The sequence below is a fragment of the Sphingomonas sp. 320_CC genome, from assembly GCF_059691795.1.
The window spans coordinates 914,204-928,489 of record NZ_JCAWAE010000001.1 but is presented as its reverse complement, the minus strand read 5'-3'; the positions used below and the strand labels follow the sequence as shown (position 1 = coordinate 928,489).

The window sequence follows — 14,286 nt, the reverse complement described above, 5'->3', positions numbered from 1 at the left end:
TCAACGTACATGGACGTCGCCGCCGTTCGTCCAGAGCACGGGTTGCCTGATCGGGAAGTTCCGGACGATCTCGGGGTCCGTCGGGTCGGCCGGCAGCGTACGCCAGAGCGAGATCCAGTCAGGACAATCAAGGGCGAGCCCGCCGAACAGCAGACTGGGCTGGCGCACCGGCAAGGCATCGAAATGCTCGACGTCCGCGGGATATGGCCAGCGTGCCTTTTTCCGAATGAAGGGCACCATGAAGCCGATCGCATCGGCGACCGAGCCCCCGCCTGGTCCGGCAGCGGTCCACAGCTTCCTCGAACCCGGCGAAAGGATCTGGCAGGCGGTCGCGAGAACGTCGAGGTTGAAGAGCGAGTAGCTGTAGGGCTTGGTGCGGGACAGTTCGAGCGGCTGCCGCCCCCCCGCGGCTATCTGGTTCGGAACAATCACCGTCCGAAGCCGGGTTCTGAGTCCAGCCAGCGCGTCTTCGTCGGAGAGCAAATCCGCGAACGCGGCGCACTGGAGTAGCCAGCACGTGCCGTGGTTGTTCTTCTGATCCCGTTCCTCGATGCCGGCCGCCGAAGTCGTCAGCCATCCGAGATAGCTTCGGAACCAGGCGTCGACGCCTGCCCTGAACCTCGCGTCGAAACCTGGCGCACGCAGGTTGCTCAGCAATTTTGCGGCATGCGCGACCTCGACGATCTGTAGAGTGTCGATAATGCCGATCGCCCGGCCGGTGTCGCGCCCGATGATGGCCTGGGCATGCGCGAGATCGGGAGACATCCGGGTTTCCGGCGCCACGAACCAGGCGTTCAGATGCTCTGCTGCGGCCCGCGCGTACCGGCTCTCCCCCGTCAGACGCCATGCCGCCGCGAGTGCCGGCATGCGGACGCCGAACGCTATGAGCGCGTCGCGGTGCCCGTCGAACTTTCCTGGGTTGGAGAAGCCGTCCCGCCTCACATAGGGACCGCCCGCATGCGAAAGATCCGGCCACCAATAGTCCGCTTCGGAGTAGTAGTCGTGCACGCCGCCCGGGCTGCGAGGTGCCGGGATCGAGGTTATCGTGCGGGGAGCCTCTCGCAGATACGCGTCGGCGGCGCGTACCACGCGGTCATGTTCGATGCGTTGCAGATCCAATCTTTGGGCGCACGCCGGCTTAGGGACGATCAACGCCGCGGATGCCGCGATCATGAATGAGCGGCGATCGATCACGGCGTGACGACGCCAAGGAATGCCTGCACAGCCTGCCGGCGCTGATCGGTCCAAGGCTCAACGAGCGACTGGGGCATAGGACCGGTATTCCAGTGCGGCCGGATAGCCGTCGACGGTGCGCGGATAGCTTCCCGGTCCCCAAGCCCAGGAAGCTCTCGTGAGAAGGCCGTCCAGTTCCTTGGGTTCGAGGCGCAACTCCTTGTACGGCCACTTCTCTGGCTGACCGCGGTAGGACGCGAGGAAGTCCGTCGCCTTCCGGAGACCGCGCCCCTTGGCGTCCTTGTAACCCCACAGGTCCTTTCCGAGGCACCCGGCCATCTCCGCCACGTCGAATGCGGGCGTCAGGGCGTAGATCGAATAATGGAAGCTCCGCGTCCGAGCGGTCTCGGCCGGCAGGCGGCCGTCGACGTCCATCTGCGCGGAGATGCGACGAGCGGGAAACTGGTCGATAACCCTGCGCGCCACGTCGGGGCGGCGGGCGAACAACGCGTACTGGGTTATCTGGCTGTCGAACCAGATCCCGTGGTTGTTCCTGGCCGCCTGCTCCGCCCGGCCATTGGGACTGGTGAGCATCCAGTCGACGTAGCGACCGAACCATCCCTCGAGCGCCTTCTGCTCGTCCGTCGTGATCGCCTTTGACGGGGCGAGCAGGCCGACGGCATCGACGACGGACTGGAATGCGCTCGTATCGAGGACCCCTTCGGCTCTTCCGTCCTCCCGGCCGCGCACCGCCTGGGCGAAGTTCGCGTTCGGGTTCATCGCGGTGGCCGGATCGAGAAACCACGTCCGGATGAGCAGCGCGGCCTTCTTCGCGTATCGGATGTCGTCGCTGTAGTAGTAGGCCAGAGCGAGCACGCGGACGTCGCCGCTCAGTAGGCCGATCGCGGTCCTGTCGTAGCTGTTCGTTTCGCGCGCCGGGTTGATCACGCCGTCGCGACGGACATAGGGTCCATTCGGGTTCGCTGGATCGGGCCACCAATAGGGCGCGATGCTGAGATAGTCGTGCCGGTCTCCGGACGGCGGCAGCGTCGTCTTGTCGGTGACCGCTCCCGGACGACGGAGCAGCGCTGCGTCGGCCTGCTTCAGGAGTTGCCGGTAGGCCGCGGATACCGTCGGATCGGTGTCGCGGACTGCCTTTATCGCGATCAGCTCGTCGGGCTTCAGGAAGAAGGTCCGACGACCGCTGAATGCAGGCGCGTATCCTTCCACGCCGCTACAGGTCGGCCGGATTGGTTGGAGCGTCGGCGAAAAGGCCGCCGCCGCGCACGAGAGCGCAGCGGCGGTAGACGCCAGAACCGGGGAGAGGACGGTTCGGACAGATCGCATCACATGCGAACCCTGAAGCCGACGAAGTACTGTGTCCCGCTGTTGGAGACCTCGGCGATGCTGTCTTCGCCGCCCTTGTAGAAGACGTCCTTGGTACCGGTGAGGTTCAACGCTTGAGCCTTCAACTGGACGTTGTCGGTCAGGTTGTACTGGGCCGACAGGTTCAGGAAATCTGATCCGCGAACCGAACGGTTCGTCCCGCCGTTCGGCTTGTAGTAGTCGGACCGATACCGGTACGAGGCACGGATCGAGAAGCCGTACTTCTCATAGTACACCGAGCCGCTCGCCGTCCATTTCGACAGGCCGATGAGATTGGCCGGATCGAGATACGGCGCGAGCGTGGACGTGTCGGGATATTCGAAGTTCGCAAACGCCCGGTTGGCGGACGCCTGGATGCCGAACCCATCGAGCGGCGAAGGCAGCCATGTGAAGGCGTGGCTGCCCTGCACTTCGACGCCGTACAGATTGCGCGTCTTAGGATCGTTCGCCGGCGCGGTCGGATTGATCGTCAGATCGACGGTCTGCCGGGGGCCGCCGTTCGTGATCGTCGTGACCGTGATGGGCGTCGGGATCGACTGGTTCGCACCGATCACGGCTCCCTCAACCCATTTGTAGTACCCTGCCACCGACAGCAGAGTATCCTTGGAGGCGTAGAGCTCGAGTGAGATGTCGGCGTTCCACGCCCGCAGCGGCTTCAGGTTCGGATTGCCGGTGGTCGCATTGAAGATGATGTTGTTGACGCCGGTTCCGGTCGACGGATTCAGGTTGATGCCGGCGCCGAAGCTCTCGATTCCGGATCGCGAGATCGCCCGGTATCCCGCCAGTCGCAGCTTCAACTGGTTGGAGAGTTCGAAGGCTAGGTTCGAACTGGGCAGGAAATAGTTGTACTTACCCTTGGCCGTGTTCGACGTGAGCGCGCCCGTCGGATCAACTGCGACGGTGTAGTTGTCGGACCCCGTGTCGACGGTGACCAGGTAGGCCTGACGGAACCCCTTCGAGACGATGTCGGTCTTGATCCACCGCAGTCCGACGTTTCCGCTGAACGGGATCGAACCCAGATCGGACTTGAAGCTGGCCATCGCGTAAGCTGCGTAGATCCGCTCTCGGACGTCGATGTCGCTCGGATCGCGACCATCGGCCGGGTACGGCAGCGCGTCATCGCTACCGGTGAATGTCCGGAAGAGGCATTCGTTGTCGAACGTCGCCCACTGGTTCAGGTTGGTCTCGCCGCTGAAATAGGACCGGGTGGTGAACGGAGCCCTGCAGTTCTGGTTCGCGGCCGTGATGAGTTGGGCCGGCGTCTGCCCGTTGACCGGGACCAGCGTCGCGAGATCGCTGTTGCGTGCATTGTCGTTGGTGCGCTGGTGGTTGGATATGCGCCCGCCGACCTTGATCTGGTTGAAGAACCCATCGAAGTCCCTTGAGACGTCGGCCCGACCTGCCCAGATCTTGTCACGCCGGTCGGTGACGAACCGGTTCCGGGCATAGACGGACGTCGCGGTCGCCGAAAGGAAGCTGGCGGGATCCGTCACGTCGAAACCGTTTCCGAAGGTCACGTCGGGCACGACATTGTCGCCGACGTAGGTCAGGGTGTACGGCACCCGTGTCGTCGAGCGCATCCGGGTCTGCCGCTGCGTCTCCGTCCGCTGGGAGTCGGAATAGGATCCGTCGACGGAGAAGGTCCAGCGGTCGGGGCGCCAGATCAGGTTGAGACCGCCGCCGTAGTACTTCTCGCTCCGTTCCCGACGCTCGAGCTGGTCCTCGATGTTCGAGTTGCCGCTGTAGCTGATCAATGCGCCCTTCGAGTAGCCGTTCGTCCCGTCTCCGATGATCAGCGGCTTCACGCCGCGCAGACCTTCGGCGATCGCGAGCACGTTGCGCTTCTCCAGGCTGGCGCGGTTTGAAAACTGTCCATCGATCGCGACCTCGAACGTCGAGGTTGGCCGCCACTGCAAGGCGCCGATCACGGCGTCCCGAACCTCGGCAGTCTGCTGAGTGCGGAAACTACGCGAGGAGTTCGCGAAGTAGACCGGCCCGACCGTCTCGCCGACTGCGACCGGCGTCTGCCCCGTTGCCGGCGCCACGGACCGGGGTCCCGCCGCCAATGTGCAGTTCACGCCCGCCCCGGCCGCCACGAGCGCGCCGGCCGTCCCGGTGATCAGGGACGGGTTGTTCGCCGAGGTGTTGCACGCCTGGAACGTCGCGTTGGCGTTGTAGTAGTCTTCGGGTGCCGTCGTATCCTGGCGCTGGTAGCCGATGCTGATGCCTATGTCGCCGATGCCGGTCTTGAACTGATCGGTGTACGAGATGTTGGCGCGGTAGCCGAGGCCGTCGTCCTGGTAGACGTCGTCGGACTTCGGCTGGAAGTCGGCGCGGATCTCGGCCTGGAGACGACGCTTGCCGTAGTCGAGCGGCTTCAAGGAGCGCAGTTCGATGATGCCGCCGACGCCGCCTTCAAGGAAGTCGGCCTGCTGGGTCTTGTAGACGAGGACGCCGTTGACGAGCTCGGACGGGAACTGCTGGAACGCAACCGAACGATCGCCGCCCGCGGTGGAGACTTCGCGCCCGTTGAAGGTCGCGAAGCTGAGCGTGGGCCCGAGTCCGCGAACGGAGATCTCGTTGGCGTTGCCCTTGAAGCGGTCGGCCGATACGCCTGCCAGCCGCTCGAGCGTGTCGCCCACCGAATTGTCCGGCGTGGAGCCGATCTCGTCGCTGACGAGGCCGTCGACGACGACGCTCGAATTGCGCTTCAGCTCGATCGAGGTTCTCTGCGTCGCCCTTGCGCCGGTCACGACGATGTCGCCGGCCGAGACGTCTGCCTCCGCCGCGGCCCGCGCTATCGGGTCGGTCATTGGATCAGCGATGTCGGACGTCTGCTCCCGCGTCGGGTCCAGCGCACCGCCCTCGGGCTGAACGGGGTTGCTTTGCACGGAGGGGGACGCCGCGCTGCTACCGGCCGGCGTGGACTGCACCGTTGCCGGGTCCTGTGAAGGCGCGTTCTGAGCGGCTCCGAGAGCGGCGGTGGACAGCACCGACCAGGCGGTCGTCATCAGGAGCGCGGAGTAGGCGCACCTATGGATACGTGATTGCTTCATTCGAAGTTCCTCCCTGTTCCCGCCGCACCTCGTCGAGGCTGCGTGGCCCGGTTGTTACCGGTGTCATGCGACTCAACTAACACATGCAAGAGGGGTGTCAATAGTTGTATGACAACGTCCAGTTCAGTTCTGTGGAAGCTGTGGGCACTGCCATCATCACGTCGCACTCGACCAACGACCGGAAAGCGCCGGTCGTGGACCGGTACGGCTGTTTGGCCACCTGTTGCGCCGCGCAGTTGCCGTAACCTCTTGTTTCCAAACGTTTCACCTCGCCCGTGCCGAACGTGACGGTTCCGGCAGACCGAGTGACCGGACGCGAGGAGAAGCTCGCGAACGCCATTTCGATCTTGGCGATCTTCGCAGCCCCCTTCACCGAGAGCGAGTCGGTCCGCGTGATGCTCCCGGGAGTGAGCCGGTACTTCGTGACGATCGTCGCACGAGGGTCCGCGGTTGCGTCCGCCCCGCCCATCCTGTCGAGAGCGTCCTGCCGCCAAGTCACATCCGTCACGGGCCCGCGCTTCGTGACGCGGACGTCCTTGAACCAGGCCAACGGCATGAGCACGCTGCCGTCGGTCAGAGTGATCCTGGGCAGAAGGAGCGGATAGTCCGCGTCCGCCGATCCCTGCAGCATGCCTGGAGAGAACGGCACCGGAAAGTACGGGTTGTGCATATGCTGCCCTTCCGCCCCGTTTATAATCGGAAGGCCGATCACCCTATCTCCGTCGCGGATGGTCACGACCGCCCGGTCGTGCTCACCGCGGGCAAACCAGGTGGTCGTGGATTTCGGAAGGGTCTTAAGCCAGCGCTCGTAGCCCGCGTCCGGAGCGCGTCCGCGGTATCCGAGATCGCTCCAGATGGCGTCGGTGTAGATGTACTGTCGCGCGAGGCTGAGGTTCTCGCCGAATATGCGATGCTTGCCGCGGTATGCATCGGTCCTCCGCCCCTGATCCCAGAGATCGACCGACCCGGTGGCCGGATTGACCCAGAAGTCCATGTACCTGGCTGCGATGCGCGACGAGAACGCATAGGCCATCTGTTCCTCGGTCGGCGTCAGCACCTTCAGCCGTGCCGCCGCGGTGAGTACCTCGAGGAACGCAGTCTCGCCGTACGTGCCGATGCTGCGGCCGTACTCCCAGCCCTCGCCCCTCATGTTGAAGCGCGGCAGCATGAGGTCGACGGAACGGCGCAGCCATCCCTTCACCTCCGGGGTCGGCTCCATGCCCGTTTCGACGAGACGCTGCGCGATCTCCCCGATTAGAAGGACGCTGTACCGGTCGAAACGTCCCTTGCCTTCCGTCTCGTCCGCGAAGCCGTACTCGCCCGAGTAGCGGCGATAGTGGTCGAGCGTACGCTCCAGCAGTCGATCACTTCCCTTCTCGTCCTCCCAGCCCATGAGGAAGCGGAGTCGTGCTATCGAAAACGCCACCCCGTAGTAGTTGTTGGGAAGGTCGATCAGCGAAAGGTCCGGCCGGACGAACCTGTGCCAGTCGAGTCTCGCCTTGAGGAGCGCCAGCGTCGCCGGCGACACGGCCTCTTCCAGTAGTCCGGCCTGCTTCAGGCGGTGGAGGGCGGATACGTAGTAGTAGATGCCCCATGTGTCGCTCGGATCGCCGACGGTGAGGTCCGCGATCGTCGCGAAGTCCTTGAGACGCTGAGGAAGGCGGGGGTCGCCCTTCGGCAGGTCCAGCACCCTGTACGACATGGCCGCGGCGATCTTGCCAGGCAGGAACTTGTCGCCGCTCTTAAAGACCTCGACGCCGCCCAGCCTCATGTTCCGCTTGTCGCGCAGCAACTGGGCCAGCAGCGCCTCCATCTGCGGCATCAGCCGCCGTTCCACCGTATCGTGCATGGCGGGAGCGGTGGCGTACGTCGGACCGTGTGGACGTGCGGTCCAGTCCGAAGCCGAAGCGCCCCGCTCGGACGCGCCGGCGGTGAGCAGCGGGAGAGCGAGCAGGACGCGGAGATTGCGTAGGGTCATCTAGCGGCTCCATGTCTGGAAAGATCGTATAGGGCTGTCCCTGCAAGAACGTAGGCCCCAGCGCCGTAGAACTGGGTGTCCGACGCCGCGACGCTGTCCGGGCGGTCGCTGACCTGCTGTACCCAGCCGAGCATGCCGTCGGGTTGGACGCTGCGTTCCAGTGCCGCCCACCCACGGATTGCGGCCGGCCGATAGGTCTGCGCATCGAGGATCCCGACGTCGATGCCCCAGGCGAACGCGTAGGTGAAGAACGCGGTGCCGCTCGTCTCGGGCGGGGTGTCCTTTCCGTTGTCGAGCAGTGACGGCGCCCAGAAGCCGTCGGGCTTCTGAAGTCCGACGATCCGTGAGGCCATGTCACGGAACAGGCCGACGTAGTACGCTCTGTGCGGATCGGTTTTGGGAAGTTCGTCTATGATCCGGACGAGACCTGCCATCACCCATCCGTTGCCACGGCTCCAGAAGAGCTTGCGACCCTTCACGTCACGCCGCTCGAAGAAGCGGCTGTCACGGAAGAACAGCCGGTCCTTGCGGTCGTAGAGATAGTCGGTGGTCGCACGGAACTCCTCATGCGCGAAACGGGCGTACCGCGGGTCATGGGTTGCCCGGGAGAACTGCAGCAGCGTCGGCGGCGCCATGAACAGCGCATCGGCCCAGCACCACCGCTGAGTGCAGATCGGATCGCCGTGTCCGCTGGGGTTGGGCTGGAACACGAGATCACCGACCGGCCGGTTGGCGAGGACCGCGTCGAAATAGGCCTTCGTGGGAACGACCGCCGCGCTTCCTGCTCCATGTGCAGCCGCCCAGATCCACGCCTGCGCGATCAGCTGGTCATCGGCGTGGAAGGCCTTGTCGCCGAGCCGCCAGTGCTGAGCGCGTCCGAGGTCAACGATCGCCCGGGCATATGCAGGATCGCGTGACCGATCGGCCAGTTCCGTCAGCGCGACCCAGAAGGTCGCCTGCTGCCAGTCCCGGGGATCACGTACGCTGCGCGATGCTGCCGGCATGTACTCGAACGTATTCCTGTGATTGAGTTGCCACGTCGCCACCCGCTCGGTCGACTTCAGGATGGCGGCAGGAGCGGGCAGCTGAGGAGCGGGCAACGCTTGGGCCGTCATGGCCACGGCAGCGGAAAGGATCGCGTTCAGCAGCATGTCTCACCTCGGCTGGGTTGACTGGATCTCGAGGAATGGACTGAGCGCATTTCGTCGCTGGTGGCCTGGGCGAACGGCACCGCCCCCCAGCCGGAATTCCCGCCGGTAAGGGAAGCGAGCGACATGGTTGGGTTCGTCCAGCCACGACCGGTCGCACTCGCGATGACCGTCCGGACGACCGGTACGACCTTCCTTCTCGCCGACGTTTCTTCGAACAGGGCTGCGAAGCGTCTACCGATCACAGCGCCCGCTTGCCGGACGGTCGTCGTCGGCCAGCCTTGGAGATATGCCAGCTCTCGGTCGCAGCCAACGGGATGCGCCATCGCCACGGCTTCGCGTGTCAGAACGCATGCGGCGTCCGCAGGGAAAGTACCCCTCAAAATCCATCTCCTCAGATCAGGCTGTTGCCTTGACACCGGTAGCATTCCTCTTTCCTTTGAGTTGCGATGTCAATAAGGTTGTCACACAACTGTGGCAGCCGGGGGAGGCAGCGTGTCGAAGAATAGTACCGAGCGTCCGATCGTGCCGGCACCGAGGACGCGGCTTCCATGCGTGGATGAACCATCCGTGTTGCGGCACAGGACGGACTGCGTCGCGGTTATGAGCGCACGATGATCATGTCCGCGACGACGTTTCAGGCCCGTACGGACCGCTCAGACGAGGTCGCTGGCGGTGGTGGTCGCGGAGAGCGGATCGTAAGGACGCCTGTTAAAGGTGTCGACGCGGAGCGCGACGTGGGGAAACGTCTTGTTCCGACCCTGGACGCGCCACGAGCGACCGTGAACCCGAAGGACGGTGCGCGTTGGCGGATGTAGCTTTGGCCACGATCGGCTCCGGTTCTCGTGAGCCGGGTGGATCCGTCCGTGGGAGCAGCCCCACGATCAACGACGTCGCCAGAGTGGCAGGCGTATCGAAGAAGACGGTCAGCCGGGTCATCAACGACTCCCCGCTCCTTCGGGTCGAGACGCGGCAGCGGGTCGAGCTGGCCATAGCCGAACTGGGATTCGTGCCGAACCTACAGGCCCGGGGCCTGGCCATGGGACACAACTCCCTCATCGGGCTCATCCATGACAATCCCAACTCGCAGATGGTGCTGGGAGTGCAGCAGGGCATACTCGAGGCGATCAGGGATACCGACTTCGCGCTCGTCGTACGGCCGGTGGATCGCGGATCGCCGGGAATGATGGACGACGTTCGTCGCTTCCTCGAGCGGCAGCGCCTCTTCGGCGTGATGCTCCTGCCGCCCATCTCCGAGAACGACCTGCTGGCGCGACAATGCGCCGAGCTAGGATGCCGGTACGTCCGGATGGGATCGGCGCGCCTCGACGCAGACGCCCACTGCGTCTCGTCGAACGATGCCGAAGCCGTCGCGGCTGCTACGCGCCATCTGATCGTGCGTGGACACAGGCGGATAGGACTTGTCGCCGGTCCGCACGGATTCCGGTCCGCCAAGGAACGTCGCGCAGGGTTCGAAGCGGCACTGAACGAAGCGAACGTGGCTCTCCCTCGCAGCCTGATCGCGCAGGGAGACTATCGTTTCGATTCCGGCGTCATTGCGGGAAGCCGCCTGCTCGATCAGGTTCCGCCCCCGACCGCGATCTTCGCCTGCAACGACGAGATGGCAGCGGGCGTTCTACACGCTGCGCGTCAGCGAGACCTTGCGGTCCCGCGTGATCTCTCCATCATCGGGTTCGATGACACTCCCATAGCAGCGCACGTCTGGCCCCCGCTGACCACGGTTCGTTGGCCCATACAGGCGATGGGCCAGGCCGCGGCACGCAAGCTGCTCGACGGATCATCGGATGCGCCTGCGCCTCCGTCGGTGTTCCCGTCCAAACTCATTGTGCGCGGCTCCGTCGCGGATCTGGAAGTCGGACCATGACCGCCACCCGTCCCCCTTTGCCTCGCACGCCTGCGCGAGGGCCACAGACCACTCGTTTCCACAGCCGCCGCTGCCCCAGCGACCAGAACCATCGGAGCATTCCAATGTACGATCGTACCTACTACGCCACGCACCCCGACATGATGGAATGCGTCTCCAACGACGAACTGCGCGACCGCTATCTGATCCAGGGCCTGTTCCGCGACGGCGAATGCGTGCTGAACTACACGCATGCCGAGCGTTTCGTCATCGGCGGCGTCGCGGTCGCGACCGGTAGCGTGAAGCTGCCCGACCAGACCGAGCCGGCGTCTGCGGCAGGCCACCCGTTCCTGGAGCGCCGCGAAATGGCTGTCGTCAACGTCGGCAAGGTATCCGGCACCGTCACCGTCGACGGCGAGACCTTCACGCTGGGCAACAAAGACTGCCTTTACGTGACGATGGGCGCGAAGGACGTGCAGTTCGCCGGCGACGGCACGCGCTTCTATCTGGCGTCGTGCCCCGCGCACAAGGCGTTCACGACCCGCGTCATCTCGGTCCGAGATGCGACGACGCTGGAGCGCGGCAGCCTTGAGGAGTCGAACGAGCGGACGATCCATCAGATGGTCATTCCGGGCATCTGCGAAAGCGCTCAGCTCGTCATGGGCCTCACCGTGCTGAAGCCGGGTTCGGTGTGGAACACAATGCCGCCGCACATCCACGAGCGTCGCAGCGAGATCTACTTCTACTTCGAGCTCGACGATCTCGAGAAGGACCGCGTGTTCCACTACATGGGCGAGGGCGAAGCGACCCGCCACATCGTAATGGGTAACGAGGAGGCGGTGATCAGCCCCCCCTGGTCGATCCACATGGGTTCGGGAACCAAGGCGTACGCGTTCATCTGGGCGATGGCGGGCGAGAACCAGGACTACACGGACATGAACGTCCTCGACATCTGTCAGCTGGCTTGAAGGCGATGGCAAGCCTCTTCGATCTCAGCGGCAAGGTCGCGATCGTAACCGGCGCCAACACGGGCATAGGTCAGGCGATCGCCTTGGCCCTCGCCTCATCCGGTGCAGACGTCGCCTGCGTCGGACGCACGCCCGCCCAGGATACCGCGGATCGGATCAAGGCGATGGGGCGCAGGGCGGAGATCATCTCCGCCGACCTCTCGACGATCGACCCGGTCGAACGCATCGTCGACGAGACCGCGGCGAAACTGGGCGGGGTCGACATCCTGGTGAACAACGCCGGCATCATCCGGCGAGCGGATGCGGTAGACTTCACGGAAGCGGACTGGGATGCGGTGATCGATACCAATCTGAAATCCGTGTTCTTCCTAAGTCAGGCGGCTGGGCGGCACATGATCGCCCGCGGCAGCGGCAAGATCATCAACATCGCCTCGATGCTCACGTTCCAAGGCGGGGTGCGCGTCCCGAGCTACACGGCCTCGAAGAGCGGGATCGGCGGCCTAACCAAGCTCCTGGCGAACGAGTGGGCGAGCAAAGGGATCAACGTCAACGCGATAGCACCCGGCTACATCGCGACGGCCAACACCGCAGCGCTCCAAGCGGACGAGGCGCGAAACAGATCCATCCTCGAACGGATTCCGGCCGGTCGTTGGGGTGATGCGTCCGATCTGGGCGGCGCGGCCGTCTTCCTCTCCAGTCGCGCAGCGGACTACGTCCAGGGACACGTTCTGGCCGTCGACGGCGGATGGCTCGCACGCTGATGGCCATCGGCTCCCGACGTCTTCTCGCCTTCGGCGAGACCATGCTTCGCATGTCGCCTCCGGGCCGCGAACTGCTGATGCAGACCCCCAGCCTCGACGTCTGGGTCGCTGGCGCCGAAGCCAACGTCGCGACTGCGCTTGCACGGCTGGGGCACGACGTCGGCTTCGCCAGCCGCGTGCCCGACAACGATCTGGGCCGATCGGCGGTGACGACGCTGCGCGGGCACGGCGTCGACACTGCAGGCATGAAGCTAGGCGGCGATCGAATGGGACTGTACTTCGTCACGTCCGGTGCCGGCATGCGGGCCACCGAGGTGATCTACGACAGGTCGAGGTCCTCGTTCGCAGAGGCGTCGGTCGACACCTGGAACTGGGACGAACTTCTCTCCGGCATCGATTGGCTTCATCTGTCCGGCATCACGCCGGCGCTGGGGTCGGGCCCCGCAGCGAACGCGCTTGCCGCCGTCAAGGCGGCGAGCGGGCATGGCGTGCGGATCTCCTTCGACGGCAACTACCGCGCGAAGCTCTGGGAAAGTTGGGATTCCGATCCCCAAGCCATCCTGTGCGAACTGGTCGCTCATGCCGATCTGATGTTCGGAAACCACCGCGACATCGCGCTGCTGCTGGGTCGCGAGTTCTCGGGGGATGCGGAACATCGCCGTCGCGAGGCAGCCGAGGCGGCATTCTCGCGGTTCCCGAGGCTAAGTATCATCGCGTCTACCGCTCGGGTCGTCGAGACGGTCGACCATCACCGGTTGTCTGCACGGATCGACATGCGGGACGGCCATTCCCAGACCGAGGAGGTGGTTCTTTCGGGGATCGTCGACCGCATTGGAGGCGGTGACGCCTTCGCGGCTGGCGTCCTTCACGGAATTCTGGGCGGCTCGGACATGCAGATGGCCGCAAGAACCGGTCTTGCACTTGCTGCACTGAAGCACTCGCTTCCCGGCGACGCGAGTCTGTTTCGCCAGACGGACCTCGATGCCTATCTCAAAGGGGGTTACGATGTTCGTCGCTAGAACGGCATGGGGCACGCGCGCATTCATGGGGCTCGTCCTGGCGCTGGTCGCCCTGCCGATCGCCATCGATGCGCAGGACAAGCCGAGAGACGAACGCAAGGCGCTTCCGCCAGCCGCCGATAGAAACTCCCGGGCAGCGGTCGTCTTCGCTCCGTACAGGTTCGGCGACATTCTCTGGGAGAACGACAGGACTGCCCATCGCATCTATGGACGCCCGCTCGAGAAGGCGGAACCGCCTTCGAGTTCGGGCATCGACGCATGGGGAAAGAACGTCCGGTGGCCGTTCATGGATCGTCAGCTCCGAACCGGCGACCAGCACGCGGATCACGGCGAGGGCATCGACTTCTACGGCGTACACAGCTTCCGCGGTGCCGGCGGTCTGGGCATCTGGTACGACAACAAGCTCTGGGTCTCGCGCAACTATTCGAGGTACCGGATACTGCAGAACGGGCCGGAAACGGCGTCCTTCAGCGTCGATTACGAGCGTTGGCCGGTGGACGTGGTGAGAAGCGTCTGGGAGACGAGGCGCTTCACGCTACCGGCCGGCACGAACTTCACGCGCATGGTGTCGACGCTGAAGTCCAACAAGCCGGGCGATCTCGTAGTGGGCATCGGGATCTCTAAGCATCCGACCGACGAGACGAAACGCGGCACGCTTACCGTGGACCGGGCTGCCGGACGCCTGATCTGGTGGGGCCCCACCGATCCGGCGAAGGGGACGATGGGCGTCGCCCTGCTGGTCGATCCCAAGGCGATCGTCGACGTCACGGCCGATGCGGACAATTATCTCGTACTGCTCCGCGCAAGGCCAGGGAAGCCGTTCGTCTACTACATGGGCGCAGCGTGGGATCGCGGCCTGGACGTCCACTCACAACAGGACTGGCTGGCGATGGTCCGAGCCGCGGATACGGACTTCCGCCCCTAGATCATAAG

10 protein-coding genes are annotated in these 14,286 nt (G+C 64.6%); 5 read left to right on the top strand and 5 right to left on the bottom strand.

The window, feature by feature from the left end; translation table 11 throughout:
- From AC59GX_RS04235 to AC59GX_RS04215, 5 genes are all read right to left on the bottom strand, one after another.
- Nucleotides 1–1,194, bottom strand: a complete 1,194-nt coding sequence (locus AC59GX_RS04235) for an alginate lyase family protein (protein ID WP_497301005.1) — start codon at nt 1,192–1,194, stop codon at nt 1–3.
- 57 nt (nt 1,195–1,251) lie between these two features.
- Nucleotides 1,252–2,520, bottom strand: a complete 1,269-nt coding sequence (locus AC59GX_RS04230) for an alginate lyase family protein (RefSeq protein ID WP_497301003.1) — start codon at nt 2,518–2,520, stop codon at nt 1,252–1,254.
- Nucleotides 2,520–5,372, bottom strand: a complete 2,853-nt coding sequence (locus AC59GX_RS04225; RefSeq protein ID WP_497301001.1) for a TonB-dependent receptor — start codon at nt 5,370–5,372, stop codon at nt 2,520–2,522. The genes AC59GX_RS04230 and AC59GX_RS04225 overlap by 1 nt, the downstream gene beginning before the upstream one ends.
- Before the next feature lie 340 nt (nt 5,373–5,712).
- Entirely contained in the window at nt 5,713–7,464 is a 1,752-nt protein-coding gene (locus AC59GX_RS04220) for a hypothetical protein (protein WP_497301000.1), read from the bottom strand.
- A 125-nt stretch (nt 7,465–7,589) separates the two neighbouring features.
- Nucleotides 7,590–8,744, bottom strand: coding sequence for a glycoside hydrolase family 88/105 protein (locus tag AC59GX_RS04215; protein ID WP_497300998.1), 1,155 nt, complete (start codon nt 8,742–8,744; stop codon nt 7,590–7,592).
- A gap of 826 nt (nt 8,745–9,570) precedes the next feature.
- On the opposite strand from AC59GX_RS04215, the gene AC59GX_RS04210 reads away from it, so the two are divergent.
- From AC59GX_RS04210 to AC59GX_RS04190, 5 genes are all read left to right on the top strand, one after another.
- The gene (locus AC59GX_RS04210; RefSeq protein ID WP_497301334.1) at nt 9,571–10,626 is read left to right on the top strand and encodes a LacI family DNA-binding transcriptional regulator; all 1,056 of its coding nucleotides are present in this window, start codon (nt 9,571–9,573) and stop codon (nt 10,624–10,626) included.
- Between the two features lie 104 nt (nt 10,627–10,730).
- Nucleotides 10,731–11,573 carry a 5-dehydro-4-deoxy-D-glucuronate isomerase gene (gene kduI / locus AC59GX_RS04205; protein WP_497300996.1) on the top strand — a complete coding sequence of 281 codons (843 nt, stop codon included), beginning with the start codon at nt 10,731–10,733 and terminating at the stop codon, nt 11,571–11,573.
- A gap of 5 nt (nt 11,574–11,578) precedes the next feature.
- Nucleotides 11,579–12,334: a 2-dehydro-3-deoxy-D-gluconate 5-dehydrogenase KduD gene (kduD, locus tag AC59GX_RS04200; RefSeq protein ID WP_497300994.1), complete on the top strand. Its 756-nt coding sequence runs from the start codon at nt 11,579–11,581 to the stop codon at nt 12,332–12,334.
- Nucleotides 12,334–13,353 carry a PfkB family carbohydrate kinase gene (locus AC59GX_RS04195; RefSeq protein WP_497300993.1) on the top strand — a complete coding sequence of 340 codons (1,020 nt, stop codon included), beginning with the start codon at nt 12,334–12,336 and terminating at the stop codon, nt 13,351–13,353. The genes kduD and AC59GX_RS04195 overlap by 1 nt, the downstream gene beginning before the upstream one ends.
- Nucleotides 13,340–14,278, top strand: a complete 939-nt coding sequence (locus AC59GX_RS04190; protein ID WP_497300991.1) for a DUF4861 family protein — start codon at nt 13,340–13,342, stop codon at nt 14,276–14,278. The genes AC59GX_RS04195 and AC59GX_RS04190 overlap by 14 nt, the downstream gene beginning before the upstream one ends.
- The last annotated feature ends 8 nt before the right edge of the window (nt 14,279–14,286 follow it).

Bases quoted from the DNA above. Each gene is read 5' to 3' on its own strand.
- AC59GX_RS04230 (WP_497301003.1), bottom strand. From the start codon at position 2,520: ATGCGATCTGTCCGAACCGTCCTCTCCCCGGTTCTGGCGTCTACCGCC.
- AC59GX_RS04225 (WP_497301001.1), bottom strand. From the start codon at position 5,372: ATGACCGACCCGATAGCGCGGGCCGCGGCGGAGGCAGACGTCTCGGCC.
- AC59GX_RS04220 (WP_497301000.1), bottom strand. From the start codon at position 7,464: ATGCACGATACGGTGGAACGGCGGCTGATGCCGCAGATGGAGGCGCTG.
- AC59GX_RS04215 (WP_497300998.1), bottom strand. From the start codon at position 8,744: ATGCTGCTGAACGCGATCCTTTCCGCTGCCGTGGCCATGACGGCCCAA.
- kduI (WP_497300996.1), top strand. From the start codon at position 10,731: ATGTACGATCGTACCTACTACGCCACGCACCCCGACATGATGGAATGC.
- kduD (WP_497300994.1), top strand. From the start codon at position 11,579: ATGGCAAGCCTCTTCGATCTCAGCGGCAAGGTCGCGATCGTAACCGGC.
- AC59GX_RS04195 (WP_497300993.1), top strand. From the start codon at position 12,334: ATGGCCATCGGCTCCCGACGTCTTCTCGCCTTCGGCGAGACCATGCTT.
- AC59GX_RS04190 (WP_497300991.1), top strand. From the start codon at position 13,340: ATGTTCGTCGCTAGAACGGCATGGGGCACGCGCGCATTCATGGGGCTC.